We start from the raw sequence: 26,541 nt of genomic DNA, 5'->3' as shown, positions 1-26,541 counted from the left end.
CCGCCGGGCGGAATGTGTTCGGCTCGGTTGGCGAGCGCGGACCGGGTTACCGGGTGGTCGCGCCGACTCTCGTGAATGGCAGGACAGTGTCCTGGTCCAGGTGCAGGCGGTCGTTCTCCCGCTCATACCGGCTCTGCCGGAAGTCGGGGATCACCGTGAGCGCCCCGATAGCGGTGAGCCGGCTCTCGCGCCGCCGCGGGCCGATACCGACGCAGGTGCCTCCGGCGGTCACGGCCGAGGTCACCCCGCTGAAGGCATCCTCGAAGATCACGCAGCGTTCGATGTCGACGCCGAGACGCCCCGCGGCGAGGCGGTAGCAGGCCGGGTCCGGTTTGCCGACCGGGATGTCGTCGGCACGGATCTGCACGTCGAAGCTGTCGGTGAGGCCGAGCTGCTCGAGAACCGCGACGGCCTTCCAGTCCTGAGCACCGGTGACCAGCGCGATCGGGATGCCGGCGGCGCGCAGCTCACCGATCAGCCGGACCGCACCCGGGATCTCGGTGTAGCGCAGGGTCTGATCGTTGATCCGCAGCCGCTCATAGACGGTGACATGGCCGGTATGCGGGATTCCCGGGAAGAGAATTCGCAAAGTGTGGTCCGCGTGCCGGCCGAACACATGCTCGTCGAGGTCCTCGTCGCTGATGACGAAGCCGTGGTTCGTGGCGAGATCCTGCCAGAACGCGGTCACCGTACGTTCGGTGTCCGTTACGACGCCGTCCATGTCGAACAGCGCCGCCTCGTAGGCCTTTTTCGGCATTCCACTCATCCCCGTGTCGAAATGGTCAGGGCAGGTGCAGGGTCGCGCCGGCGTACTCGGCGGTGAAGGCTTCCTCCGCCTCGGCGGAGGCCGGATCCTGGGTCACCGTGCGGAGTACGTCCAGCGGTGCGGTCACCGCATCGGCGCCGTCGAGGTAAGCCTGGACGAACTGGCCGGGGTTCTTGACCGATGCGGCGATGATGCGGGTCTTTCCTCGGCGGAGCTCGGCGAGGGCACGGACCAGGTGGGTCTCCGTGCGCTGGTCGCGCCAGGCCCGGTCGACGTACGGGATGACAGCCGTACAGCCCAGCGTCTCGGCGACGATCATGACTGACGGGTTCTGGGCCGCCGTCAGCGCGACGCGAGCGCCCCCGTCGACCAGCCGGCGGGCCAGCGCGACACCGGACGGGGTGGACATCAGCTTGAGAGTGATCCGCTCAGGGTCGAGACGCCAGGCGGCCCAGGCCTCGCTCTCGGGATCGCCGTACGCTCCGGTCGGCTGATAGAACAGCTCCAGCTCGTCGGTCTTGGCCAGCAGCGCGGAACAGTGCCGCAGCGGGTCGTCGGTCACCCGGCGCAGCAGGGTCGGGTTGGTCGTCAGGCCGCGGATCAGACCGGTTTCCCAGGCTGCGCGGACATCCTCGGGGTCTGCCGAATCCAGGTAGATGGACATCAGTGAATCCTCCTTTCGGACGTATTCATCAGCGCCTTAGGCAATACAACACGATCTACCGAAGGTCAGCAAAAGATCTTGAAAGAATTCGCCGCTCCAGGGACCACGTACACGCAGGCAGAAGGGGTGCACGGCGACACTTTTCCAGTATATGAAGCGGATAGAACGGACATAACTGCGCTCGAGTGTGACATTGTTACGTGCACGTAAACGGCATCGCCAGTGAGGTTCCTATAGCGGTATAGACACGGCCGTCTATACCGCTACAGGACGCGAGAGCCGACCGCCGGGAGCAGCTCTGGTAGCGTGGCCTCGACAGGCTGTAGAGCGGGGGTGACGTGGCACAGCGGGTGACGCTTCAGACCATCGCGGACCACGTCGGCGTCAGTCGAATGACCGTGTCGAACGCCTTCTCCAAGCCCGACCAGCTCTCCGCCGGTCTACGTCGTCGCATCCTGGCCACCGCCGACCGCCTCGGCTACGTCGGGCCCGATCCGGCGGCTCGTGCGCTAGCCAAGGGCACGACCGGCGCCGTCGGCATCGTGCTCACCTCGTCGCTGGGTTACGCCTTCACGGACCTGGTCGCAACCCGATTCCTCGGAGCCATCGCCGAGGAACTCACCCCCACCGGCCTGGCGCTGACCCTGCTGCCGTCCACCGAGGGTGGCGGGGTCAGTCCGGCGCGCGACGTCGCCATGGACGGCGCCTTCGTCTACTCGTGCGACCCCACCTCAGCGGCCTTGGACTATCTGGTCCGGCGTCGTCTGCCGCTGGTGCACGTCGATCAGCAGCCCACCGACAGCGCCTCCTGCGTCAACGTCGACGACCGCGGCGGAGCCCGGTCCGCCGCCCGGCATCTCGTCGACCTCGGGCACCGCCACATCGGCCTGCTGATGTCCGGCCTGCACGGCCCGCACGGGCTGATCGATCCGGCCGACATCACGATCGACGGTCACGCCGCCAAAGAACGGCTCCTCGGCTGGCGTGACGCCCTCGACGCCGCCGGCATCGACCCGATCGTGGTCCGCCAGCCCGCGACCGACCTCGACCAGGCGCGGGCCGGCGCACGGCTCCTGCTCGACCGCCCCGACCGGCCGACCGCGGTTCTGTGCTTCTCCGACGCCATCGCCGAGACCGTCTTCGAGGTGGCCGAGGATCTGCACATCCGGGTGCCGGCCGAGCTGTCGATCGTCGGATTCGACGACAACCCGATCGCGACCCGCCTACGGCCGATGCTCACCACCGTCCGGCAGGATGTCGAGGCCAAGGGCCGAGCGGCGGCCGCTGCCCTGACCGCGGCGATCGCCGACGCCCGCAGCGGGATCCCGCACCTCCCCCGGCGCATCGTGTTCCCCACCGAGCTGGTCGTACGGGAGAGTACCGCGCCGCCACCGGCCCGACTCAGCGTAACGGAGTGAAGAACGCGCACAGGTCCGCCACCAGCAGCTCCGGTTCCTCCAGCGCGGGGAAGTGACCGCCTCGGTCGTGCTCCCTCCAGTATCGGATGTCCAGGAACCGGCGAGCCGCCCAGCGCCGGGACGGCCGCGGCAGCTCGGCCGCGAAGATGGACGCGCCGACCGGCACGCGTACCGGGTCGGTACGCTCGCCGCTTATCCAGGCGGACACCAGATCGATGCTCTCCGCGTACAGCCGGGCGGACGACGTCGCCGTGCCGGTCAGCCAGTACAGCGTGACCTGGTCCAGGATCTGATCGGCGGTGAGGCGGCCGGGTGGCCCGGTCCAGGCGGTGAGTTTCTCCCCCATCCATGCGCACAGACCGACCGGCGAGTCCATCAAGGCGTAGCCGATCGTCTGCGGGGCGGTGCGATGCATCTCCGAGTACGCCGAGGACGACTCGGCCCGCTCGTGCAGCTCAGTGAGCGCCTGCCGTTCGGCTTCGGTGAAGTCATGATCGACCGGATCAGGGCCGGCCAGCGGAGGTACGAGGTGAACGCCCACCACCTGATCACCCGCCTCCGCCGCGAGCATGCTGGAGACGCTGGTGCCCCAGTCACTTCCGGCCGCACCGTACCGTGAGTAACCGAGCGTCGCCATGATGTGGGCCCAGGCGCCGGCGATCCGCTCGATGCCCCAGCCCGGCGTGGCCGGCTTGCCGCTGAACCCGTACCCCGGCAGCGACGGGATCACCACGTCGAACCCCCGGGCGGTGAGTGGCTCGACGAGGCCCACCAGTTCGAGGACCGAGCCCGGCCAACCATGCGTGAGGATCAGCGGTAGCGAGCCCGGCCTCGCTGACCGGGCGTGCAACACGTGGATCGGCAGGCCGTCCACCTCGATCAGGACCTGCGGGTACGCGTTGAGCCGAGCCTCAGCCGCCCGCCAGTCGTACTCATCGGCCCAATAGCGGCACAGCGCCCGCATCTCACGCAGCGGCGGCCCGTCACGGCAGCCGGTCTCCGGCCCGGCGTCCGGCCATCGAGCGCGGCGCAGGCGGTCCCGCAGATCCGCCAGGTCTTCCTCCGGTACGTGGACGCGGAACGGCACAGTCGCACTCATCGGTCTCCTCATCCTCATTGCTCACGTTATCCATCGGGTGAGGGTGGGACCGGGCGGTGAGCGGCGATCTCCCCCAGCGTGGAGGACTTTCTTGACCGGTACAGAGCAGGCGGCTACTGTACCGGTATAGAGAACAGGCGAAGGAGGGTGTCATGGAACTGCCGTCCGCGTACGTGACCGGGCTTCGCGAGGTGACCCGAGGCGTCAGCAGCGCACGACCGGGAGCCCCCGTGGTTCCGCACGTCGAGCCAGTGCCGGCCGGCCGCTGGCGGCGAGTCTCCATCGTCGCGATCCTTCGGCGCCTCCGCCGGGCCCGCGTGGCCATGCGCATCCGCTGAGACCGTCGATCTCCACGTTCGACACGCTTCCGCATGGCGGTGCGGCGCGTGGTTCGCGCGCTGTGCCCGCCGGGATGCACTCTGATGGAGGGCTCCCGCGCCGGGTCCGTCTGGTCGAAGCCGGACGGTGCCTCCGGGAGGAGGGAGAGCGTGCGCCTATTCAAGATCAAACGTCCGGGCGGGATCTTCTGGTTCGACCTTCGGCAGGTCGCCGTGGGGGGCTCCGCACGATCGGGGCGCTCTACCCGTACCGGTGCGGCGACGCTCCGGCGGGGAACCGGCCCGTGGCTCTCCCGCGGCTGGCGGATGCTGCACCGGCAATCTGGCACATACGGTTCTACGTAATTACGTTATGGTGGCGGCATGAGTGACGCCGACCGATGGGACGCGCTGGAGCGGCGCGTGGCTGAACTGGAAAGACGCCTCCCGGCCTCGGTGGACCGGGCGGCCGCGACACCCGATCCCGACGTCTTCTGGGCGCTCGAGGGGCTTCTCGCCAGGGTGGAGGATCCCGGCGCCGTGCTGCTCACCGGGCATGTCACGCTGCCCGACGGGCGCGTCGCCCGATGGCAGGAGGGCACCGGCACCGAGGAGCTGATGGACAGCGACTGGTCGGAGCACGTCGCGTCGCTCGTCGCGCTGGCGCATCCGGCCCGGATCCGGCTGGTGCAGCACGTGCTGCGCGGGGCCGCCACCGCACAGGAACTGACCGGCGTCGACGGCATGGGCACCAGCGGACAGGTCTATCACCACCTGCGCCAACTGGTCGCCGCCGGCTGGTTGCAGACCATCGGAGGCAACCGTTACGAGGTTCCGGTCGCTCGGATCATTCCGCTGCTCGCCACGGTCCTGGGAACCCGCCGGTGACACGCGCGCCGTCCGAAGTACTCCGTACGGGATGAGGGCGGGCGGCGCCGGACGCGGTCCACTGGAGACCGAGAAGTCGATCCTCACGCAGACGGGATCGGCGATCCCCCTCGGAAGGAAGCCGACGTGTTCGACGACAACGGTTCGTTCCTGCTCGCGATGTTCGAATTCTTCATCTTCGTCGCCTGGTTCATGTGCCTCTTCTGGGTCTTCGGCGACCTGTTCCGGGACAAGGACCTCAGTGGCGTCGCCAAGACGTTCTGGACCCTGTTCCTGGTGTTCCTGCCGATCCTCGGCATGCTGGTCTACCTCATCGCCCGCGGCGGCGGCATGACCGAACGGGCGCTCGCCGCCCAGGCCGAGGCGGTACGCCGGCAGAACGCCTACATCCGGGAGGTCGCGGCGCCGGCCGCCACCAACCCGACCGACGAGATCGCGTCCGCCAAGAAGCTGCTCGACTCCGGCGCGATCAGCGCGGCCGAATACGAGCAGCTGAAGGCCAGCGCCCTGGCCAAGACCACGGCCGCCGCGGCCGCCTAGGGACCCGAGGGGCGCCGCCCGCTGTGCCGGCTCACGGGAACCAGCCGCGGTCCGGCACAGCCCGGGGGATCCCCGGATGAGCCGCGGCACCGGGCCATAGCGTGAGGGGATGAGGCTCGACTGGAACCGGGAACTGCTCGATCAGCTCGACTGGCACTGGCGTACCCATCTGCGGCCCCGCCTCGACGGGATCAGCGACGCCGAGTATCTCTGGGAGCCGGCCCCGGACTGCTGGAGTGTCCGGCGGCGCGGCGAGAGTACGACGCCGATGGCCGCCGGCACGGGTGATCACCAGATCGACTTCGCGTTTCCGGAGCCCGATCCGGCACCGGTGACGACGATCGCCTGGCGGCTGGGCCACCTCATCGTGGGCGTGTTCGGCATGCGGAACGCGTCGCACTTCGGCGGCCCACCGACGGACTACCACTCGTTCGCGTACGCGGGGACCGCGACCGAGGCACTCCGGCAACTCGACGAGGCCTACACACACTGGACCGAAGGCGTCCGAGAGCTGGGCGACGACGGGCTCGCCCGCCCGTGCGGCGCGGCCGAGGGCCCGTTCGGGGAGTATCCGATGGCCACGCTGGTGCTGCACATCAACCGGGAGGCCATCCACCACGGCGCGGAAATCGCTCTCCTCCGGGATCTCTACCTGCGGGCCGCGGCGCCGACTCTCAGCGAGTGAACTCTTCGTTACCGCACCGTTGCCTTCTGGCGCGAACCAACCCGATCAGGGGTGCATCGCACCTGATGACGAAGCGGCACACGGCCGCTCGGAAACGGGGTAGGTACATGTACAAGCGTCTGGCCTTCGCAGCGGTGCCCGTCGTGGTCGCGGCTCTCGCGGCCACCATGTCCGGCTCCCTCGCCGCGTCGGCGGCCACCGCTGACGACGGCCCGATCACCGCGGTGGCCGGGAACGTCCAGCTGGCCGGCCAGGTGAAGCAGACCGGCAAGCTGAAGGTCACCGTCCACAACGGCACCGAGTTCCAGGACGAGGGCCGTTTCCTGGTGCACATGCCGCAGACCGCCCGGCTGGTCCCCGGCCAGCAGTGCGTGCTGTACGACTGGAACCTCTCCCAGTGGCTGTGCGAGGGCACCCGCCTGGAGGCCGGCGAGTCGCACACCACCACCCTGCGGGTGCGGTCGATCCTCAACACCACGGATTACCACGGCTACGACGTCGGCTACGTCCAGGGCCTGGCCAACAGCAACGCGAAGAGCGAGCGCCTGTGGTTCGAGATCCACTGGCCGGCCGCCCCGCAGTGATCGTCCGCTGAACGAACTCGCCGCCGCGTCACGCCCTGACGCGGCGGCGAGTTCGTGTCGAGCCGGCATCTCGCCACGGATCTCCCCAGCGGAACCGGACCGTGCGGCGCCGGCCCGCGTTTCATGACGCGTTCGTCGGCGGAAACGGCCGTTCCGTCTGCCACTACGCATGCTTCCTCCACAACGTCGACACCGGATCTCCACGATCAACTGCTGGGATACCGTCATGAAAGGCCAACAGGTGGTTGCCGCGGCGCCACGACGCAAGGCGGTCCGAAGCCGGCCGCGTGGCTACGCGGCACGATTCGTTTCCTACGCCGCGGTGCTGGTGATTCTCTCCGGATGCGGCATGTGCGAGGCCCTGGCCGACTACGGCGACCGCGTCGATCTGCGACACGCGAGCGTGGTGGGTGCCTGGAGTAGCGATCCCGGGCGAACGTTCACCTTCGCCGACGACGGCACCTTCACGGCGACCCATCTTCCCATCGAGGTCGTCGGCCGATTCGTACCGGATAAATTCGACCACCGTCGCGAGGACATAGACGGAGCAGGATCCTGGAGAATCACTACACCGTCGGAAGATCCCCGAGGCGCCCAGTCGGAGATACATCTGAAATTCCGCCGCATCGCCGACGGGGAGGTCGATACCAGCGGCCCGGACCTCACCGCCCTGCGTCAGGACGACGGAGTGACCCGGTTGTACTTCTTCTACAGCGGGGGCTGGTTCGCCTACCGGAAATAGATGGTGCCGAACGCTCGGCAGCCGGGCACCGGACGGCGCGGCTCAGGCCGGGGTGGGCGATCAGCTCGCGCGGGCGGGCGTACCGGAACGGATGCCGGAGGCGAAACGCGGAGCTCGACCCGGAGACCGTCTCGCCGTGGATCAGGGGAAGCGTGATCCACGGCGAGGCGGGCGAAGTCGTCAGGCCTTGGTGAACTTCTGGGCGGCGGAGCCGTTGCAGTCCCAGATCTGCAGGCGGGCGCCGTTGGCGGTGCTGCCGTTGGGCGAGTCGATACAGCGGCCGGACTGCGGGTTGCTCATGCTGCCGTTGCTGTTCAGCACCCAGGTCTGGGCCGGGTTGCCGGTGCAGTCGTGCAGCTGGAGCTGGGTGCCGTTGGCGGTGCCGCCGCCGGCGATGTCCAGGCACATGCCGAGGGTGGTCAGCGACTGGCCGGTCCAGGACCAGTGCTGGTCGCGGGCGGTGAGCTGGCAGTCCCAGAGCTGGACGGCGGCGCCGTCTCCCCCGATGTCGTTGCCGGCCACGTCGACGCATTTGCCTCCGGGGGCGGCGAGATTGGTGGCGCCGTTGTTGTAGGCGAACCTCTGCGCCGCGGAGGTGTTGCAGTCCCAGAGCTGGAGGCGGGCGCCGTTGGCGGTGCTGGCGTTGGGCGAGTCGATGCACCGGCCGGACTGCGGGTTGCGGATGGTGCCGTCGGCCTGGGTGACCCACTGCTGGCCGCCGACGCCGTTGCAGTCCCAGAGCTGGAGCTTGCTGCCGCCGGCGGTGGCGTTGCCGACGACGTCGAGGCAGCGGCCCAAAGTCTGCAGGGTGCCGTTCTTGAGGGTCCAGCGCTGGTCCTTGGCGGCCGCCTGGCAGTCCCACAGCTGGACCGCGGTGCCGTTGCCGCCGGTGTCGTCGCCGGAGACGTCCACGCACTTGCCGCCGGGGCCGGTCACCGCGTACCCGGTGGCGGAACCGCCGCCACCGCCGCCGCCGGTGAACGGGGAGAGCGTGATCCCAGCGGAAGAGGGGTTGTTGGAGTAGACCAGCGACTCCTGGGCCTGCACGTCGTCGAAGGCGAACGCGTACGCCTTGCCGTCGGCCATGTTCGCGTGGATGATCCGCGCGTACTGGTTGGTGGGGTTGCTCTTGTAGAAGTCGGACGCCGTACCCCCGGGTTGGGTGTCGATCGTGCCGAGCGTGCCGCGGTTGAGCGCCGCGCAGAGGGTGCGGGCGATCGGGCCGACGACCAGGTCGTTGGGGGCGTGGAGGTTGCCGTCGCAGCCCCAGACGTGGGCGCTGGTCGGCTTGGTGAACGACGCGACCTGCGCGCCGGAGCTGTTGGTGAAGACCATGGTGTTGCCGGAGGTGCGGCCGAAGTACCGGGTGTTGGGCTGGTCGCCGAACGGTACGACGGTAAGCGTTTTCCCGGTGTAGGCGTTCCACGCGGAGTTGATGTACGAGTCGAGGTAGGTGCTGCTGAACAGCCCGGCGTCGGCGGCCTTGCCGGGTGCGAGCACGCGCAGCACGGTGCCGTCGGAGCGGGTGACCACGGTGTTGGCCCAGCCGGACTGCGCCTTGATCTGGTCGATGATGCTCTGCCGGCCGTTGGCGACCACGGCGCCGGTGGTCCTGGTGCCGTCGGTGCCGGAGACGGTGACCGAGTGCGGTACGGCGAACATGTCCACCTGCGAGCTGTTGAGCCACAGCCCGGAGTCGTTGTAGGTGAACTCGCTCCAGTCGAAGAGGATGTCGTGGTTGGGGTCGCCGGAGGCCCACGGCGCGGGCTGGACCAGGCCGTCCGGGGTGAGGAAGAACTTCAGCTTCTGGCCGAGCGACATGTAGAGCCGGCCGGAGAAGTTGCGCGGCAGCTGGATGGTGGTGCTGCCGCCGTTGCCGGGGCCGCCGATGGCGACGTCGGGCGCGGGTGACGGCGGCAGGGAGCCGGCCGGCCAGTTGTTGAACGTGCCGCCGGCGGTGACGTAGCCGAGGCGCCCGGTGGTGAGGTTGACGCCGATCATGTAGAGGTAGGTGGCGTCGCCGCGGCCGGTGCTGTTGGTGACGGTGAACGGCAGCAGGGCCGGGCCGACCGCCTGTGCCGCCGGGGCGGCCGCCGTCGCACCGATGGGTATCGCCGTGAGGAGCGCCGCGAGCGCGCTCAGAATCTTGGTACGTGGGGACATGAGGACTCCTGGGGGGTGCGGGGGACGTACGCCGGGGCGTCCGCAGCTCAGAGAGCGCTCTCAGAGAATGCTTAACAAAGTTACAAGTGTCAATAGCAGATGTCATCGAGATGTCGAACCGCGAACAAGAAGTCGCGTGGCCGCCACGAACCGGCGCGGTTCGCCACGGCCCTTCAGCCGCTCCAGCAGCATCGTCGCGGCCTGCGCGCCCATCTCCATGCCCTGCTGGTCGACCGAGGTGAGGTCGATCAGCGGATGGGCGGCCAGATCCGTGTTGTCGTAGCCGGCCACCGCCACGGTGCGGCCGACGGCGGCCAGGGCGTCGACGGCCATGTCGTCGTGGCCCGCGAAGATCGCGGTCGGCGGCTCGGGCAGGTCGAGCAGCGCGGCCGCGGCCCCGACGGCGTCGCCGCCACTGACGTCGCGCCGGGCCACCCGGATGTGCTCGGCCAGCCCCGCCTCGGTCATGCAGGCGCGGTAGACCTCCAGCCGCACCGAATGCGGGGTCCCGGATCCGGGGGTGGTCACGTTCTCCGGCTCGGTCAGGTGGGCGATGCGGCGGTGACCGAGGCTCAGCAGGTGCTCCATGACGGCCCGGGTGCCGGCGTGGTCGTCGCCGGTGACCGTGTCGTAGCCGGCCGGGGTGTCGTGGCGGCCGAGCATCACCACCGGCACCCGGCGGGCGAGGCCCTCCAGCCAGGCCTGGTCCACCAGCGGCGAGATGGCGATGATGCCGTCGACCAGGCCATCGGCGAGCGATTCGAGGGTGTCGTACTCCGGGCCGTCGGCCGGGGCCAGAATGATCTGGTACGGCGTGCCGGCCACCGCCCGCTTGGCGCCCTCGACGATCTGGGTCATGAACCGGGCGCCGGTGTACGGGATCTCCAGGCCCAGCCGGTAACTGGAACCGCGCAGCGCCCGGGCCGCCACGCTGGGCCGGTAGCCGAGCTGCTCGATGGTGCTCTCGACGCGCGCGCGCATGCCGGGGCTCACCCCGTACGCGTTGCGCAGCACCTTCGACACCGCGGCCCGGGAGACGCCCGCGGCCTCGGCCACGTCGCTGATCGTGACCGAGCGGCCCTTCCTGATCGACATGTTCCTCACTGTAAACCGGTCTCCACGACCGGGCGCAGGCGCGTACCCGAGTTTTGAAACGTTTCGCATGCACCCTTGTGTGGCCGGTGTAGATCGGTCTACCGTGACGGCTGTCACCCGTTGAAGACCGATCTACAAACATGCCGGAAACCGGAGGTTCATAATGCGGCTCGTTACGGCGCTGGCAGCCGGAACGCTGTCGCTCGCCCTGTCCGCGTGCAGCGCGGGCTCGCTGGGATCCAGCGACGACGAGGGCGGCGGCAAGACCGAGATCACCTTCCTCACCAACAACGACCCGTCCAACGTCAAGGTGGCCGAGGCGGTCATCGCCGCGTTCGAGGCGAAGAACACCGACGTCGACGTCAAACTGGACACCCGGCCGCAGGGCAGCGAGGGCGACAACCTCGTCAAGACCCGCCTCGCCACCGGCGACGTGGCCGACGTCTTCGAATACAACTCGGGCTCGCTGCTGCAGGCCCTCGCGCCGCAGACCAACCTGACGCCGGTCACCGGGGAGGCCTGGGTCGGCGACCTCGACCCCACCTTCAAGCAGGTGGTCAGCGCCGGCGCCGACGTCTACGGCTCGCCGTGGGGCGCCATCGTCGGCGGCGGCGTCTTCTACAACAAGCCGCTCTACACCAGGCTCGGCCTCCAGGTGCCCAAGACCTGGGCCGCGTTCATGGCCAACAACGCGAAGATCAAGGCGGCCGGGGTGGCGCCGGTCGAGCAGACCTACAGCGAGACCTGGACCTCGCAGATCCTGGTGCTGGCCGACTTCCACAACGTGTCCGCGGCACAGCCCGACTTCGCCGAGAAGTACACGAACAACCAGGCCAAGTTCGCCACCACGCCGCAGGCCCTGGCTGGATTCCAGCACCTGGAAGAGCTGAAGAAGGCCGGCTACTGGAACGACGACTACGCCTCCGCCAAGTACAACGAGGGGCTGAACGCGGTCGCCGTCGGCACGGCCGGGCACTACCCGATGATCACCTTCGGGGTGCCGGCGCTGGACACGGCCGCTCCGGGCAAGGTGAACGACGTCGGCTTCTTCGCGCTGCCCGGCGACGACGCGAGCCGGAACGGCGTCACCCTGTGGGAGCCGTCCGGCATCTACATCCCGAAGAGCACCGAGGGCGGCGAGCTCACCGCCGCGAAGCGGTTCCAGGCGTTCATCGCCTCACCCGAGGGCTGCGCGGCCAACGCGAGCGCGGCGCCGGTCGGCGGGCCGTTCGCGGTCAAGACCTGCACCCTGCCCGACACGGTCGCGCCCGCGGTCAAGGACCTGAGCGCCTACGTGGACGCCGGCGCGGCCAGCCCGGCGCTGGAGTTCCTCTCGCCGATCAAGGGCCCGGCGCTGGAACAGATCACCGTCGAGGTCGGATCCGGCATCCGGTCCGCGGCCGACGGCGCGAAGCTCTACGACGAGGACGTCAAGAAGCAGGCGCAGCAGCTCGGCATCAAGGGCTGGTGATGACCGCCATCGCCCCGGCGGAAACCGCTTCCCGGCTGGAGGACCAGCCGGGAAGCGACCGCCCGAAAGCACAGAAGAGCCCCTACCCGTACTGGTTCCTCGTCCCCGGCGGCCTGATCTTCACCATCTTCTTCCTGGTGCCGTCGGTGATGGCGTTCTACTTCAGCCTCACCCGGTGGACGCTGTTCGACCAGGAGTTCATCGGCCTCGACAACTACGTGCAGTTCTTCCGGGAACCGGCGCTGGCGTCCGGGCTGTGGCACACCATCGTGTACGCCGCGGTCACCTCCGGGCTCAAGGTGGTCCTCGGCATGGCGCTGGCCGTGCTGCTGACCGGCCCGATCCTCGGGCGTGGCTTCATGCGCTCGGTGGCGTTCTTCCCGGTGCTGGTCAGCACGATCGGCGTGGGCCTGACCTTCCAGGTGCTCATGCACCCCACCAAGGGCGTCATCAACCAGGCGCTCGATCTGATCGGGATCACCGGCCCGGCCTGGCTGGTGGACCCGGACTGGGCGCTGCTGTCGGTCGCGCTGGTCGACGTCTGGCAGGGTGTCGGGCTGGCCACCGTCATCTACATGGCCGGCATCCTGTCCATCCCCGGCGAGTACTTCGAGGCGGCCAAGATGGACGGGGCCGGGCCGTGGCACCGGTTCCGGCACGTCACGCTGCCCCTGGCCAAGCCGGCCACGGTCTCGGTGATCATCCTGTCGCTGATCGGCGGGATGCGGAAGTTCGACCTGATCTGGGCGATGACCAAGGGCGGGCCGGGTTTCACCTCCGACGTGATGGCGTCGGTCGTCTACAAGCAGTACCAGGCCGGCTTCTACGGGCTGTCCACGGCCGGGAACGTCGTGCTGTTCCTGCTGGTCATCGGGATCGTGCTGCCGCTGTTCTGGTTCTTCAACCGTAAGGAGGACCCGCGGTGACCACCAGGACCCGGCCCAACCACTGGCTCAGCGCGCTGGCGATCGTGCTGTTCGCCGTCGTCTTCCTGGTCCCGTTCGCCTTCATCGTGCTGACCGCCGCGAAGAGCCAGACGGAATCCGCTCTCCTGCAGTTCTCCTGGCCGACCGAGTGGGCGTTCGTCCAGAACCTCCGGGACGTCGTCGAGGCCCGTGACTACCTGCTGATCATCGCGTTCATCAACAGCACGATCCTGACCGTGGCCAGCGTCGCGGTGGTGGTGATCCTGGCGGCCATGGCGGCGTTCGTCCTGCAACGACGCAAGGGCCGCTGGACCAGCGGCCTGAACCTGGTGGTCCTCTCCGGGCTGGTCATCCCGCCGGCCGTGGTGCCGACCATCTGGGTGTTGCAGCAGACCGGCCTGTTCAAGACCATGCCGGGGCTGATCCTCGTCGAGATCGCGTACGCCATGGCGTTCTGCGTGCTGCTGTTCCAGGCGTTCATCGCGAGCGTCCCCCGGGAGCTGGACGAGGCCGCCACCATCGACGGGGCCGGACCGGTCGGCCTGTTCTTCCGCGTCGTGTTCCCGCTGCTGCGCCCGATCATCGTGACGATCGTGGTGGTGCAGTCGGTGTTCATCTGGAACGACTTCGCCAGCCCGCTCTACTTCCTGCCCGGTGACGAGAACGCCACCGTGCAGCTCACCCTCTTCACCTTCCAGGGCCAGTACACCAACGCCTACAACCTGCTCTTCATGGACATCCTGCTGGTCACGGTGCCGCCGCTGATCATGTTCATGATCTTCCAGCGCCAGATCGTCTCCGGGATGGTCGCCGGCTCGGTCAAGGGCTGACGTCGAGGAAAGGTTCCACCATGTTGCACACCGCGCGGATGATCAGCCCGGTCGTCGAGCTGGGCAGCGCTCCCCTGTTCCGCACCGAGATCACCCTGGACACCGGCCACGGCGCCGTCACCCGGGCCACCCTCACGATCAGCAGCCTCGGCGTCCACGAGGCCCGGATCGGCGGGCGGCCGGTCGGCGACGACGTGCTCAGCCCCGGCTGGACCGCCTACGAGCACCGCCTGCGCCACCTCAGCCACGACGTCACCGCACTGATCGCCGGGAAACCGCTCTCCGTCCTGACCGTCCTGGTCGGCAACGGCTGGTACCGGGGGCGGCTCGGCTTCATGGGCGGCAGCGCCTTCTACGGCGACCGGCTCGGGGTGATCGCCGCGTGCGAGATCACCTTCGCCGACGGGCACCGCCAGATCGTGGTCACCGACGAGACCTGGACCGCCGGCAACTCCGACGTCCTCGCCGACGACCTGTACGACGGGCAGACCATCGACGCACGACGGCGCTCCGCCAAGTGGTTCGTCCCGGACGGCGAGCCCGACTGGTTCCTGCCGGTCCGGGTGCTCGACTTCGACACCCGCGTGCTCACCCCGTACCTCGGAGAGTGGGTGAGCAGGCAGGAGATCGTGGCGCCGCGGAAGGTCTGGGAATCGCCCACCGGGCGGGTGTTGCTCGATTTCGGCCAGAACCTGGTCGGCTGGCTGCGGTTCACGGTGACCGGGCCGGAAGGCTCGGAGATCCGGATCCGGCACGCCGAGGTGCTCGAGGACGGCGAGCTCGGTGTGCGGCCGCTGCGCGACGCGCAGGCCACCGACCGGTTCATCCTCAGCGGCGGCGACGACCACTTCGAGCCGACCATGACGTTCCACGGCTTCCGGTACGCGGAGGTCAGCGGCTGGCCCGCCGGCGCGCCGCTGGAGATCGAGGCCGTCGTCGTGCACTCGCGGCTGGCACGCACCGGCGACTTCACCTGCTCCGACGAACTGCTCAACCAGCTCCACCGCAACGTCGTCTGGAGCACCAAGGGCAACTTCCTCGACCTGCCGACCGACTGCCCGCAACGCAACGAACGGCTTGGCTGGACCGGCGACATCGCCGTCTTCGCGCCATCGGCCGCCTACCTGTACGACGTGCGCGGCTTCCTCGGCGACTGGCTCGCCGACCTGGCCGCCGAGCAGCGGGCCGCCGACGGCCTGGTCCCGTTCGTCATCCCTGACGTGCTCAAATACCAGCCGGCGCCGCCCGACTTCCCGGATCCGGACAGCACCGCCTTCTGGTCGGACGCGGCGGTGTGGGTGCCGTGGACGCTGTGGCAGGCCTACGGCGACCGGTCGATTCTGGAAAGGCAGTACCCGTCGATGACCGCACACGTGCGGCGGGTCCGCACCCTGCTGTCGCCGTCCGGAGTGTGGGACGGCTCGTTCCAGTTCGGTGACTGGCTCGACCCGGACGCGCCGGCCGACGCCCCGGCCAAGGCCAAGGCCGACCCCGGCGTGGTCGCGACCGCCGCCTACTACCGGTCGCTGACGCTGGTCGCCGAGACGGCCGCGCTGCTCGGGCACGACGCCGACGCCGCCGAGTTCACCGACCTCGCGGCCCGGGTGCGGACCGCGTTCACCAGCGAATACGTGGACGCGGACGGCACCGTGCGGTCCGACTGCACGACGGTCTACACGCTCGCCATCGCCTTCGGGCTGCTCGACGACACGTCGTTCGCGGGACGACGGCTGGCCGAACTCGTCGCGGACAGCGGTTACCGGGTGTCGACCGGGTTCGCGGGGACGCCGTACATCACCGACGCGCTCACCGTCACCGGACATCTCGACGCCGCCTACCGGCTGCTGCTGGAACGCGAGTGCCCGTCCTGGCTCTACCCGGTGACGATGGGCGCCACCACCATCTGGGAACGGTGGGACTCGATGCTCCCGGACGGGACGATCAACCCCGGCGAGATGACGAGCTTCAACCACTACGCCCTCGGCGCGGTCGCCGACTGGATGCACCGGACCATCGGCGGCATCGCCCCACTGACGCCCGGCTACACGCGGGTGTCGATCGCGCCGCGGCCCGGCGGCGGCCTGACCTGGGCCCGGGCCGGGCTGCGAACCCGGCACGGCCGCATCGAGGTCTCCTGGCGCACCGGACCGGACGGCGACCTCACGGTCGACGTGACGCTCCCGGACGGCGTCACCGGCGTCCTCTCCCTGGACGGACGGCCCGACGTGGAGATCCCGGCGGGCACGCACTCCTTCTGACACGTGAGGAGAACCATGCGCTCTCGAAGAATCGGGGCGGCGCTGCTGCTGCTCGCCCCGCTGGCAGCGGTCGTCACGGCCGGCCCCGCCCTCGCCGCGGACTGTTCCACCTATCCCTGGATGGACGAGCGCAGGTCGCCCGAACAGCGGGCACGCGCTCTCCTGGCCGCCAGCAGCCCGCACCAGATCTACCGCTGGCTGGTGGAACAGCCGGCCAACAACCCGCGGCAGACCCAGTGGGCCGGTGACGTCGTCTATCCCGTGCAGGTGCCGTGCACGCCGACCGTCGTCTACACCGACGGGCCGGACGGGATCCGGTTCACCGACGGGGTAACCGCTTTCCCGGCGACCATCGCCACCGCGGCCACCTGGAACGAGCGGCTCGCGTACGTCAAAGGCGCCGCCCAGGCCGACGAGGGCTACCGGAAAGGCAAGAACGTCATCCTGGCGCCGGGAATCGCCAGTGGCCGGACTCCCCTGTCCGGGCGGACCCCGGAATACCTCGGCGAGGACGCCCTGCTCAGCGGGCTGATGGCGGCGGCCGGCGCGCGGGGCGTGCAGAGCGACGACCGGGTGCTGGCGACGCTCAAGCACTATGTCGCCAACGAACAGGAACTCGACCGGCAGACCAGCTCGTCCAACGCCGACGAACGAACGCTACGCCAGGTCTACGACCTGCCGTTCGAGATCGCGGCCAAGCGCGCGGGCCCGGCGAGCATCATGTGCTCATACAACCAGGTCAACGGGATCTACGCCTGCGAGCACCCACGGCAGAACAGCGTCCTCAAGGACGACGTGGGCTTCGACGGCTACGTGATGAGCGACTTCGGCTCGGTGCACTCCACCGCGGCGAGCCTGGTCAACGGGCTCGACCAGGAACTGAACCGGCCGATCTGGTTCACCCCGGCGAGACTCGACGCGGCCCTCGCCGCCGGGCAGATCACCCGGGCGCGGATCGGCGCGGCGGCGCTGCGGGTGGTCACCGCCTACATCCGGGGCGGGCTCTTCGACCATCCGCTGCCGGCCACCCCGGTCGCCGACGTGTCCACTCCTGCGCACAAGACGATCGCGCGGACGGTCGCCGAACAGGGCGCGGTGCTGCTCAAGAACGTCAACAGCACACTGCCGATCAAACCCGGCGAGGGTACGACGATCGCCGTCATCGGTTCGACCGCGTCGGAGAGCGCGCACTCCGTCTGCAGCCTGCCCTGGCGGTTCGGGAATCCGACCACGATGCGGTGCGAGGACCTCGTGACGCCGCTGGCCGGGATCACCGCGCGGGCCGCCCGGGCCGGGGCGACCGTCACCTACGACAACGGTGGCGATCCGGCGGCGGCCGCGGTCACCGCCGCCGGGGCCGACATCGCGGTCGTGTTCGGATACCAGCGGGCCGGGGAGTTCAGCGACCTGGCCGATCTGCGGTTGCAGGGCGGCGGGGACGAGCTGATCTCGGCGGTCGCCGCGGCCAATCCCCGTACGGTCGTGGTGCTCCAGACCGGCAGCGCTGTCGAGATGCCGTGGCTCGACCAGGTTCCGGCCGTGCTGCAGAACTGGTACGGCGGGGAGCAGATGGGCCCGGCCCTGGCCGCGCTGCTGTTCGGTGACGTCAACCCGTCCGGAAAACTGCCGATGACCTTTCCCCGGTCGCTGGCCGACACGCCGACAGCCGGTGACATCGCCCGCTACCCGGGCGTCGTCGTCGACGGGATTCGGCAGGTGTCCTACAGCGAGGGTCTCCAGGTCGGCTACCGCTGGTATGCGGCGCGGGGCGTCGATCCGCTCTTCGCTTTCGGGTACGGGCTGTCGTACACCTCCTTCGCCTACCGCGACCTGGAGGTGACGGGGGACGGCCGCGACGGGGTACGGATCCGGTTCCGGCTCACCAACACCGGGAAACGCTGGGGAACCGAGGTCGCCCAGGCCTATGTCGCGTTGCCGTCGTCCACCGGCGAGCCGGCCAAGCGCCTGGTCGGATGGTCGCGGGTCACCCTCGGTCCGGGCCGCTCCCGGACCGTCCAGATCGACCTGAACCGCTCGGATCTGGCCGATCTGCACCTGCTCCAGTACTTCGATCCCGCCCGCTCCGGCTGGGTGACGGCCCGGGGCGCCTACGGCTTCACCGTCGGCGGCTCCTCCACCGCCACCCTCCACGACACGCTCCACGTGCGCTGATCATTCGCGGACATGGCGGTCTCAATGTTCGGCGGAGGCCGCCAAGTCGCCGTTCTCCGGAGACTCATGCCGACGTCTCTTCACCGGCCCCCGTTCGTGCCGTTCGCTGGTCGTCACCTCCTTACGCCGGCGCTTCGACACGGGCCGATCCTCGACATGGTCCCGGCGCACGTCCGTCACAGCATCTCCCCCAGGCTGGGCACCGACGATGCGAAACGGCGCAACTCCTCGACCTCGTCGGTGCGGTTGTCCCACAGGACCGCGGTCCGGACATCGGCCGCGGCTATCGCGAGCGTGTGCACGGACCACGGTACGGCCTGGATCGCATCGGCGGACGAATGACCGTCGACGGCATCGACCGATCGGTGGACCCGCGTCCCACCGTTGACCGTGGCGTACCGTCGATGTTGGTGGCCGGAGTAGTGGCCGGTCGCCGCGCCCTGCCCGCTACCGGGGAGCATTCATGGCCGAGCACATCGGTGCGCGCGTCCGCGTCTGGCGCCGCCGCCGCAAGATGACCCAAGCCGTTCTCGCCGGCCTTGCTGGCATCAGCCAAGCTCACCTCAGCAACATCGAGCGCGGCGAGCGGGCCGTGGAGTCGCGGAGCAGACTCGTCGCTCTCGCCCGGGCGCTCGACGTATCCGTCGCCGACCTACTCGGCCAAAGCTCCGACCCCACCGACCCGGTCCGCGTCCGTGCGTCCGAAGCCGTCGCCGGAATTCGGGTCGCCCTGGTCGCCCTGGACGCCGGCGAGATCGAACCGCCGACCCGCGGGCCGAAGGAGATGGTGGCCGCTGTCGAACACGCGATGCGGCTACGGCAGCGGTCCGATTACCTGACGCTGGCGCCGCTGCTGCCGGGCCTGCTCAACGACGCCGCCGCGTACCCGGGCACCGACGCGCTGACCCGGATCGCCTACGAGGCATCCGTGTGCCTACGGAATCTCGGCTATCGGGACCTGTCGTGGCCGGCCGCGAAAATCGCGGTGGCCGCGTCACGGGAGTTGGGCGATCCAGCGTGGATGGGTGCCGCCGATTTCGTCTACACGCTGTGCTTGCCGTTGGAAGCGGCCACCTCGGCGCGCCGGATCGGCGAGCGAAGCCTGGTTGACCTGCAACGGGCGGCCGCAGATCCACGAGCCCGGCAGATGCTCGGCCAGGTGCATCTGTCTGCGGCCCTGGCCAGCGCGGTGGCCCGGAGACCCCTCGACGTCCAGGCGCATCTGTCCGAGGCAGAGCGGGAGGCTGCGACCCTGGGCGATCCGGACGGCACCGGCTTCAACCTCAGCTACTTCGGGCCGCGGAACATCGCGATCTGGAAAATGTCGATCCTGACGGAGCTGGGCCAGTACGGTCAGGCACTGGAGCTGGCGGAGAACCTGCATGTCGAGGATGTCCCGGTGGCGAACCGGCGGCAGAGCTACCACCTAACGCGTGGCCGGGCATTGGCTCACGACGGCCGGGCCGACAAGTTGGCGCTGATCTCACTGGCGCAGGCGGAGCGGGCCGCCCCGGCCAGTTTCCGTCTGAATCCGCTGACACGGGACATCGTGGCGACGATGATCACCCGGGCGAAGCGCCGGGCCGTGGCCGAGGACTTGGTCGCGATGGCCGAGCGGTTGGGAATCGCCCCGGTATAGCTGCGCGATATGGACTCCCGCCCGCCGCGTCATAGCTTTCCGGTCAGCGGCGGCGGGTACAGGGACTCCGTGAGCGATTGCGCCCGCCGCTGCCCCGAGCGGCGGGTCGTGACCACCTGGCAGTCGTGGACCGTGGCCCGTCGCTTCCCCTTCTCCCGGAGGCGATGCGCATGCTTGAGAAGATCCTTCGTCACCTGGTCTGGCGGGGACGGGTCGCCGCTGCCCACGCCGAGCGGGACGCCGCCCGCCGCGAGGCCGCCGAACGGTCCGCCGCCGTCCGGCGCATCCTCGATCAGGCACAGACCATGCCCGGACGCCGGACCATCCGGTGAACGCTTTCCAGCGCGGCGACCGGGTGACGGTGTGGCCGCCCTACGACAGCCCGCACGTCGAGTGCGCGCCGCACATGGTGATCGCCGACGAGTGCCCGCCACCCGATCGGCATGGCATCACCCGCTACCGGGTGACGGCGCCGACGATGCGCCACCTGGACGGCAGCCCGATGCTGTTCGGACCGTACCCGCCGGAACAACTGACGGCCGGCTGGGACGAGCGAGTGGCGCGACTGCGGTGACCCTCGGCCAGGCGGCCGGCCTCGCTCACCAGCCGGACGGGCGCACCTACGACTGTCGAGGATGCCGGAAGCCGTGGCCTTGTGGCCGTGCCCGCGCCTACCTCCTGGCCACCAACGACCGGGTGTCGCTGTCGCTGCGGATGGCGATGGAACTGGAGGCGGCGTCGATGATCCTCACCGGCCAGGACCGCTACCTGCGATTCTTCCTGTGGGCACGTGAGGCCTCTCCTACGGGATGACGACGCCCGCGGCTCGGAGTCTGCTCTCGAAGAGGGCGGACAGGCGGGCCGCCGCCGGGGTGGGCTTCTCGCCGTGGTGGGCGATCAACCGGTAGCGGGTGGCGGCCTGGTTGCCGGCCCGCAGACCGGTCACCGTGCTGAGCAGGGCGGGATGGGCCAGGTAGTGGTCGGCCACGGCGGTGGCCAGCTCGTCGATGCGGGGATCGCCGGGCTCCCAGGTCGCCGCTTCGGCCGCGAGGCGGGTCAGTTCGAGGAGGTGGGGATCGCTCAGCGCGTACTCGAAATGGGTCAGATAGTCGTCGAAGCCGTCCGGGACGAGTGCCCGGGCCAGCACCCAGGCCTCCCGGGTGGCCGCCACCTCCTCGGCCGGGAAGCCGAGGCCCCGCATGTGCCGCAGCAGCGTCACGGCCCGGTCCGGCAGCAGGGCCCGGTCCCCGTCGGCGAGCCGGTGCAGCGTGTCGCGGCGGGCCGTCAGCTCCGCGATCCGGTCGGTGAGCTGCCGTTCGACGTCGGCGAGGGTGGCGGCGAACCGGTCGGTGCCGGCGTCGAGCAGGGGGCCGATCTCGGCGAGGGGCACTCCGGCGGCGGCCAGCGTACGGATCTGGACCAACCGGAGCAGGTCCCCGGAGCCGTACCGTCGATAGCCGGAGCCGTCGCGTTCCGGTTCCGGAAGCAGGCCGAGTTTGTGGTAGTGCCGGACGGTCTTCACCGTAACGCCGACGAACTCCGCGGCCTGGCCGATCGTGACACCGCCTCTCATCGGCCGGTGAACACCTCGTCGAGCAGCCGCTGCTGGACGCTCCGGAAGGCGGGCGCGATGCTGAGCCCGGCGTCGTCCACGCAGCTCAGCGCGGCGGTCAGGGTGCGGCTGCCGTCGGGCGTGCTGTACATCAGGGCGGCGTGGCCGACGGCGGCGCCGTTGTGGGAGATGACCGTGCCGCCGGGGGTGGTCAGCACGAACACACCCAGACCGTAGTCCATGTCGGGGATGCCGGTGGGGTGCGGGGCGCACATCTCGGCGAGCAGCGCGGGCGGCAGGATCCGGCCGCCCATCAGCGCCGAGATGAAGGTGTGCAGGTCCCGGGTGGTGGAGATCATGTCACCGCCGGCGGAGATCCAGGAGGGATTCTGGCGGGTGACGTCGATGACGTCGCCGTCGCGGTAGTAGGCGCGGGCGAACGGTTCCGGGATCTCCGGCGACGCTTCCGGCAGGACGGTGCCGGTCAGGCTGAGCGGTTCCAGGATCAGGCGGCTCATCTCGCCGGCGAGGGTACGGCCGGTGATCCGCTCGATGAGCAGCCGGGCCAGCACGTAGTTGGTGTTGGAGTAGCTCCAGCCCTCCCCCGGCTCGAACCGGGCCGGCTGGGAGAGCGCGATCCGCACCAGTTCCCGCGGCTGGTAGGTGTGCAGCCGGTTCGCCAGCCACTGGCCGGCGCCGGGGCCGTAGGGGACCGGGATGCCGGGCACGATCGTACCGTCGTGGTTGATCTCGCCGGTGAAATTGAAGAGGCCGCTGGTGTGCCGCAACAGCATCCGCACGGTGATCCGCTGGTCCAGCCCCAGCTCGGGCAGGTAACCGGCCGCCGGGACGTCCAATCCGGCCCGGCCCTCGGCGACCAGGCACAGCAGCAGGGTGGCGAGGAACGTCTTGGTGTTGCTGCCGATCCGCACCCGCCCGTCGATCGACGGTTTCGTGGTCCCGCCGAGTTCGGCGGCCCCGGCGCTGCCGGTCCACTCGCCGCGCTCGTCGTTCACCCGCAAGGTCACCCCGTGGAAGCCGAGGTCGGCGATCGCCTGCGGGGAGATGGTCTCGAACATGATGGTCGCTCCTTCGGTGCCGGATGTCCCGCGTACACGAAGGAGCCTCCACCCTGCCCTTGGGTCAACCTCAAGGATGATCCATGTCACCGGGTGATCCGTCGTTCGGGGTCGACAGAGGACGGTCTCGCCGCAGCGTGCACAATGCCGCAGTGCATATTGATCTTCCCGAGCGCCGGCCGGCGACGGGTTGAGCCACATCAGATCAACGAGAGGGATTCCCATGCTCAAGGCAGCGATCTCGCGCGCCACGGTGGTATGCGGCGTGGCGATGACCATGATCGCGAGTGGTCCGGTGACCGCGGCTCACGCCGCGTACTACAACACGTACACCGACATCGCGAGCACGCCCGACCTCGATTGCTGCAAGGCGGCACAGGGCTTCGCCGCCGGCGCCACCTACCTCTATTCGATCAAGAACGACAACGACTCGGACGCCGTCTCGGCCATCTACCGTGTCAACAAGGCCACCGGCGAGCGAGTCGTGATGCGGAACGGCACCGACGACAGGTCGACCAACACCTGGCTCGGGCACGGGAACGACATGACGATCGTCGACATCGACGGTGTGCATCACATGTTCATCGTCACGATGGACAAGACGACGGCCGGCGTACAGCTCGTGAAACTGCGCTACGACGGCACCACCTACGAGTACGCCGGGGCGTACCGGTTGCGTCTCAACGGGGGCGTTCTCCCGGCGTCCGGGGTCAATCGGGTCTCGGTCACCGGCACCACGATCACGTTCATGTTCAAGAGCGGCAGGACGGTCTACAACGGCAGCCTCCCGCTGCGGGCCGACTCCGGGAACATCGACCTGACGAAGGCGTTCGACCTGCAGGTCGACGGTGCGCTCGTCGACGGCGCCACGGTGCCGGACCTGGGCACCTTCACCGCCCAGGGCTTCTTCTACGACCAGACCGAACACGTTCTCTACAACCCGCTGACCAAGGACAAACGCAGCATCGTGCTGGTCTACCGGAACGTGACACCGGCGACGACCGGAACCGCGCCCGCGGCCACCGACCTCTCCTTCCGCATCACGTCCGCGAAGTATTCGCAATTGTTCGAGATCGAAGGCGTCGGCATCAGCGACGGCAAGCTGTACTTCAACACGAACCGCAGGGACGCGGACGGCGCCGGCCACGACGGGGTCCACGTGTTCGACGGCTACACCGTGCCCTGACGCCCGCCACGGCGAGGCCCGGTGGAACACGCCTCAGGCGGTGCGGCCGGCGCGGCGGGCCGCGTCGACCACCGGGTCGGTCTCGTCGTCGAACTGGCCGATCACCTGTTCCAGCAGGTCTTCGAGGGTGACCAGGCCGATCACCGCGCCGCCGTCGGCGACCAGGGCGAGATGGCTGCGCCGCTGCCGCATCACGGCGACCGCGTCCAGGACGGTGGTGTCGGCCGGCAGCGACAGCACGGCGGTCATCAGGTCCCGCGCCGTCACCAGCCGCTGGGCGCTGATGGCCTTGGCGGCGTCGCGGACGTGCACGACACCGACGATCGTCGCGGCGCCGTCGGTCACCGGCAGCCGGGATCGGCCGGTCTCGGTGCTGCGCACCTCCACGGCGCGGGCGTCGGCGTCGGCGGGCACGTCCAGGATCTGCCCGGTCGGGACCATCACCTCGCGTACGGGCATCGACTGCACCTGCAACATGGCGGTGAGCAGCTCGTGCTCGGCGTCCTCGATGGTGCCGTGCTCTTTGGAGGTCTCCAGCAGCATGCGCAGCTGGTCGGCGGTGTGCACCTGGGCCAGCTCGTCCTGCGGGGTCACCTTGATCAGCCGCAGGCAGGCGTTGGCGAGCCCGTTGAGGGCGGCCAGAACCGGGCGCAGGACGGTGGTGAACCCGACGAACGGGATCGCCAGGATCTGTGCCGAGGTCTCCGGGTGGCTGATCGCCCACGACTTGGGCGCCATCTCCCCGACGACCACGTGCAGGAAGCCGACCAGGGCGACGGCCAGGACGAAGGCGACGGCGTAGGCGGCGCCCTCGGGCAGCCCGGCCGCGGTGAGCGCCGGTTCGAGCAGGTGGGCGACCGCCGGTTTGGCGAGGGCGCCGAGCCCGAGGGTGCACAGGGTGATGCCGAGCTGGGCACCGGCCAGCATCAGCGACAGCCGCCGGGTTCCGGCCAGGGCCGCGCGGGCGCCGCGGGATCCCGCCGCGGCGGCGGCCTCCAGGCGGTGCCGTTTCGCGGCGACCAGCGCGAACTCGGCGGCGACGAAGAACCCGTTGAACGCCAGCAGCACCACGGAGACGAGCAGCGACGAGGTGGCGCTCATGGAGAGTCCTGTCCGTCGGCGGGGTGGCGGACGGTCAGGGCGATCCGGTCCGGGACGAGGCGGTGGACGGCCAGGACCGTCAGGCGGGCCACGCCCTGCGGCACCGGTCGGCCGTCGGCGCCGACCGCCGGGGGCAGCGGCAGGTCGACCTCCTCGCCGGCGGTCGGGAGGTGGCCGAGGCGGGCCAGGATGAGGCCGGAGACGGTGTCGTACCGGTCGTCGCCGGGCAGGCGCACGCCGGTGGCGTCGGTGATCTCGTCGATGCGGGCCCGGCCGGGGATCAGCCAGGTGTCGTCGCCGGCCGGTTCGATGACCGGTTCCGGCAGGTCGTCCTCGTCGCGGATGTCGCCCACCAGCTCCTCGGCGACGTCCTCGAGGGTGATGATGCCGGCGAAGCCGCCGTACTCGTCGACGACGATCGCCATCTGCCGGTGCGCGGCTTTCAGCCGGTCCAGCACCTGCGGCAGCCCGAGCGGTTCGGGCAGCGCCACCGGCGCGGTCGCCAGCGACCCGACCGGGGTGGCGCCCCGGTCGGCGGGGTCGAGGGTGACCACGTCGGCGATGGAGACGACGCCGACGACGTCGTCGAGGCCGTCGCCGATCACCGGGAACCGGGAGTGGCCGGTGTCGAGCAGGTCGACGACCCGCGACGCCGGCTCGTTCTCGCCGATCGTGGTGACGTCCACGCGGGGGCGCATCACCTCGGCGGCGGTCCGCGACCGGAAGTCCAGGCCGTGGTCGAGCAGGCGGGCGGCGTGCGCGTCGAGGCTGCCCCGGCTGCCGGCGGCGGCGATGATCCGGTCGAGGTCCTCGGTGGTGGCGCCTTGCGGGAGTTCCTCGATCGGTTCGATGCCGACGGCCCGCAGCAGCCGGTTGGCGGTGGCGTCGAACACCCGGATGAGCGGGCCCACCACGGTCAGGTAGGCCAGTGTGGACCGGGCGAGCGCCCGGGCCAGCGCCTCCGGCTCGGCGATGGCGAGGTTCTTCGGCGCGAGTTCGCCGAGGACCATCTGTACGACGGTGGCGAACAGCAGCGCGAACACCATCGCGATCGACGTGCTGGCCGTCTCGGACAGGCCGGTCAGGCCGAGCAGATCGGCGGTGCCCCGGCCGAGGTAGGGCTCGGCGACGTAACCGGCGAGCAGGGCGGTGACGGTGATGCCGACCTGGGCGCCGGACAGCACGAACGACAGCCGCTGGGTGACCCGCAGCGCACGTGCGGCGGTGGCGTCACCGTCGTCGGCCAGCGCCCTCAGCCGTTCCCGGTCGACGGCCACGTAGGCGAACTCCTGCGCCACGAAGTAGCCGGTCGCCGCGGTCAGCAGCACGATCGCCAGGATCCCGATGGTGATCAGCACGAGCGGCC

General features: G+C 69.7%; 26 protein-coding genes. 16 read left to right on the top strand and 10 right to left on the bottom strand.

Annotated features, from left to right (window positions below):
* Positions 1–46: 46 nt before the first annotated feature.
* Together J5X75_RS31060 and J5X75_RS31055 are read right to left on the bottom strand one after the other, a co-directional pair.
* Entirely contained in the window at positions 47–757 is a 711-nt protein-coding gene (locus J5X75_RS31060) for an HAD family hydrolase (RefSeq protein WP_208471100.1), read from the bottom strand.
* A 25-nt stretch (positions 758–782) separates the two neighbouring features.
* Positions 783–1,430, bottom strand: a complete 648-nt coding sequence (locus J5X75_RS31055) for a transaldolase family protein (RefSeq protein ID WP_208471099.1) — start codon at positions 1,428–1,430, stop codon at positions 783–785.
* 338 nt (positions 1,431–1,768) lie between these two features.
* Here J5X75_RS31055 and J5X75_RS31050 point away from each other — a divergent pair, with 338 nt between their 5' ends.
* Positions 1,769–2,848, top strand: coding sequence for a LacI family DNA-binding transcriptional regulator (locus J5X75_RS31050; protein ID WP_208471098.1), 1,080 nt, complete (start codon positions 1,769–1,771; stop codon positions 2,846–2,848).
* Here J5X75_RS31050 and J5X75_RS31045 read toward each other — a convergent pair.
* Positions 2,832–3,947 (bottom strand): epoxide hydrolase family protein, encoded by a 1,116-nt coding sequence (locus J5X75_RS31045; protein ID WP_208471097.1) that lies wholly within the window; start codon positions 3,945–3,947, stop codon positions 2,832–2,834. The genes J5X75_RS31050 and J5X75_RS31045 overlap by 17 nt on opposite strands.
* Positions 3,948–4,648: 701 nt before the next feature.
* On the opposite strand from J5X75_RS31045, the gene J5X75_RS31040 reads away from it, so the two are divergent.
* From J5X75_RS31040 to J5X75_RS31020, 5 genes are all read left to right on the top strand, one after another.
* The gene (locus J5X75_RS31040) at positions 4,649–5,152 is read left to right on the top strand and encodes an ArsR/SmtB family transcription factor (protein WP_208471096.1); all 504 of its coding nucleotides are present in this window, start codon (positions 4,649–4,651) and stop codon (positions 5,150–5,152) included.
* 126 nt (positions 5,153–5,278) lie between these two features.
* Positions 5,279–5,692, top strand: a complete 414-nt coding sequence (locus J5X75_RS31035) for an SHOCT domain-containing protein (protein WP_208471095.1) — start codon at positions 5,279–5,281, stop codon at positions 5,690–5,692.
* Between the two features lie 109 nt (positions 5,693–5,801).
* Positions 5,802–6,377, top strand: a complete 576-nt coding sequence (locus J5X75_RS31030; RefSeq protein ID WP_208471094.1) for a DinB family protein — start codon at positions 5,802–5,804, stop codon at positions 6,375–6,377.
* Positions 6,378–6,484: 107 nt separating this feature from the next.
* The gene (locus J5X75_RS31025) at positions 6,485–6,961 is read left to right on the top strand and encodes a hypothetical protein (protein ID WP_208471093.1); all 477 of its coding nucleotides are present in this window, start codon (positions 6,485–6,487) and stop codon (positions 6,959–6,961) included.
* Between the two features lie 226 nt (positions 6,962–7,187).
* On the top strand, positions 7,188–7,703 hold the full coding sequence (locus tag J5X75_RS31020; RefSeq protein WP_208471092.1) for a hypothetical protein: 516 nt from the start codon (positions 7,188–7,190) through the stop codon (positions 7,701–7,703).
* A gap of 180 nt (positions 7,704–7,883) precedes the next feature.
* Here the strand turns inward: J5X75_RS31020 and J5X75_RS31015 are convergent, their stop codons facing one another.
* A complete protein-coding gene (locus tag J5X75_RS31015; RefSeq protein ID WP_208471091.1) occupies positions 7,884–9,866 on the bottom strand; it encodes a beta-1,3-glucanase family protein in 1,983 nt (660 codons plus the stop codon).
* Between the two features lie 102 nt (positions 9,867–9,968).
* A complete protein-coding gene (locus J5X75_RS31010) occupies positions 9,969–10,961 on the bottom strand; it encodes a LacI family DNA-binding transcriptional regulator (protein ID WP_208471090.1) in 993 nt (330 codons plus the stop codon).
* Between the two features lie 163 nt (positions 10,962–11,124).
* On the opposite strand from J5X75_RS31010, the gene J5X75_RS31005 reads away from it, so the two are divergent.
* The 5 genes from J5X75_RS31005 to J5X75_RS30985 are packed head-to-tail and all read left to right on the top strand — an operon-like array spanning position 11,125 to position 18,618.
* Positions 11,125–12,432 (top strand): ABC transporter substrate-binding protein, encoded by a 1,308-nt coding sequence (locus J5X75_RS31005; RefSeq protein WP_208471089.1) that lies wholly within the window; start codon positions 11,125–11,127, stop codon positions 12,430–12,432.
* On the top strand, positions 12,432–13,358 hold the full coding sequence (locus J5X75_RS31000; protein WP_208471088.1) for a carbohydrate ABC transporter permease: 927 nt from the start codon (positions 12,432–12,434) through the stop codon (positions 13,356–13,358). Before J5X75_RS31005 ends, J5X75_RS31000 begins: the two co-directional genes overlap by 1 nt.
* Positions 13,355–14,188, top strand: a complete 834-nt coding sequence (locus J5X75_RS30995; protein WP_208471087.1) for a carbohydrate ABC transporter permease — start codon at positions 13,355–13,357, stop codon at positions 14,186–14,188. Before J5X75_RS31000 ends, J5X75_RS30995 begins: the two co-directional genes overlap by 4 nt.
* Before the next feature lie 20 nt (positions 14,189–14,208).
* Positions 14,209–16,446 (top strand): alpha-L-rhamnosidase, encoded by a 2,238-nt coding sequence (locus J5X75_RS30990; protein ID WP_208471086.1) that lies wholly within the window; start codon positions 14,209–14,211, stop codon positions 16,444–16,446.
* A gap of 15 nt (positions 16,447–16,461) precedes the next feature.
* Entirely contained in the window at positions 16,462–18,618 is a 2,157-nt protein-coding gene (locus J5X75_RS30985) for a glycoside hydrolase family 3 C-terminal domain-containing protein (RefSeq protein ID WP_208471085.1), read from the top strand.
* A gap of 176 nt (positions 18,619–18,794) precedes the next feature.
* Here the strand turns inward: J5X75_RS30985 and J5X75_RS30980 are convergent, their stop codons facing one another.
* Entirely contained in the window at positions 18,795–19,079 is a 285-nt protein-coding gene (locus J5X75_RS30980) for a hypothetical protein (protein ID WP_208471084.1), read from the bottom strand.
* Positions 19,080–19,081: 2 nt separating this feature from the next.
* Here J5X75_RS30980 and J5X75_RS30975 point away from each other — a divergent pair, with 2 nt between their 5' ends.
* From J5X75_RS30975 to J5X75_RS30960, 4 genes are all read left to right on the top strand, one after another.
* A complete protein-coding gene (locus tag J5X75_RS30975; protein WP_208471083.1) occupies positions 19,082–20,257 on the top strand; it encodes a helix-turn-helix domain-containing protein in 1,176 nt (391 codons plus the stop codon).
* Positions 20,258–20,427: 170 nt separating this feature from the next.
* A complete protein-coding gene (locus J5X75_RS30970; RefSeq protein ID WP_208471082.1) occupies positions 20,428–20,589 on the top strand; it encodes a hypothetical protein in 162 nt (53 codons plus the stop codon).
* On the top strand, positions 20,586–20,831 hold the full coding sequence (locus J5X75_RS30965) for a hypothetical protein (protein WP_208471081.1): 246 nt from the start codon (positions 20,586–20,588) through the stop codon (positions 20,829–20,831). Before J5X75_RS30970 ends, J5X75_RS30965 begins: the two co-directional genes overlap by 4 nt.
* Complete coding sequence (locus J5X75_RS30960; RefSeq protein WP_208471080.1) at positions 20,828–21,070, top strand: flavin reductase; 243 nt, start codon at positions 20,828–20,830, stop codon at positions 21,068–21,070. The genes J5X75_RS30965 and J5X75_RS30960 overlap by 4 nt, the downstream gene beginning before the upstream one ends.
* Here J5X75_RS30960 and J5X75_RS30955 read toward each other — a convergent pair.
* Together J5X75_RS30955 and J5X75_RS30950 are read right to left on the bottom strand one after the other, a co-directional pair.
* On the bottom strand, positions 21,060–21,830 hold the full coding sequence (locus J5X75_RS30955) for a MerR family transcriptional regulator (protein WP_208471079.1): 771 nt from the start codon (positions 21,828–21,830) through the stop codon (positions 21,060–21,062). The two genes, J5X75_RS30960 and J5X75_RS30955, sit on opposite strands and share 11 nt — an antisense overlap.
* Positions 21,827–22,888 carry a serine hydrolase domain-containing protein gene (locus J5X75_RS30950; RefSeq protein WP_208471078.1) on the bottom strand — a complete coding sequence of 354 codons (1,062 nt, stop codon included), beginning with the start codon at positions 22,886–22,888 and terminating at the stop codon, positions 21,827–21,829. Before J5X75_RS30950 ends, J5X75_RS30955 begins: the two co-directional genes overlap by 4 nt.
* A gap of 223 nt (positions 22,889–23,111) precedes the next feature.
* On the opposite strand from J5X75_RS30950, the gene J5X75_RS30945 reads away from it, so the two are divergent.
* The gene (locus tag J5X75_RS30945; RefSeq protein WP_208471077.1) at positions 23,112–24,074 is read left to right on the top strand and encodes a hypothetical protein; all 963 of its coding nucleotides are present in this window, start codon (positions 23,112–23,114) and stop codon (positions 24,072–24,074) included.
* A 33-nt stretch (positions 24,075–24,107) separates the two neighbouring features.
* On the opposite strand, the gene J5X75_RS30940 is transcribed toward J5X75_RS30945, so the two are convergent.
* Both J5X75_RS30940 and J5X75_RS30935 read right to left on the bottom strand, forming a co-directional pair.
* Complete coding sequence (locus J5X75_RS30940; RefSeq protein ID WP_208471076.1) at positions 24,108–25,175, bottom strand: hemolysin family protein; 1,068 nt, start codon at positions 25,173–25,175, stop codon at positions 24,108–24,110.
* Complete coding sequence (locus tag J5X75_RS30935) at positions 25,172–26,533, bottom strand: hemolysin family protein (RefSeq protein WP_208471075.1); 1,362 nt, start codon at positions 26,531–26,533, stop codon at positions 25,172–25,174. Before J5X75_RS30935 ends, J5X75_RS30940 begins: the two co-directional genes overlap by 4 nt.
* Positions 26,534–26,541 lie beyond the last annotated feature (8 nt).

The sequence above is a fragment of the Actinoplanes flavus genome, from assembly GCF_017592555.1.
GTDB classification, from domain to species: Bacteria; Actinomycetota; Actinomycetes; order Mycobacteriales; family Micromonosporaceae; genus Actinoplanes; species Actinoplanes flavus.
This window is presented reverse-complemented; position numbering and strand designations above follow the sequence as displayed.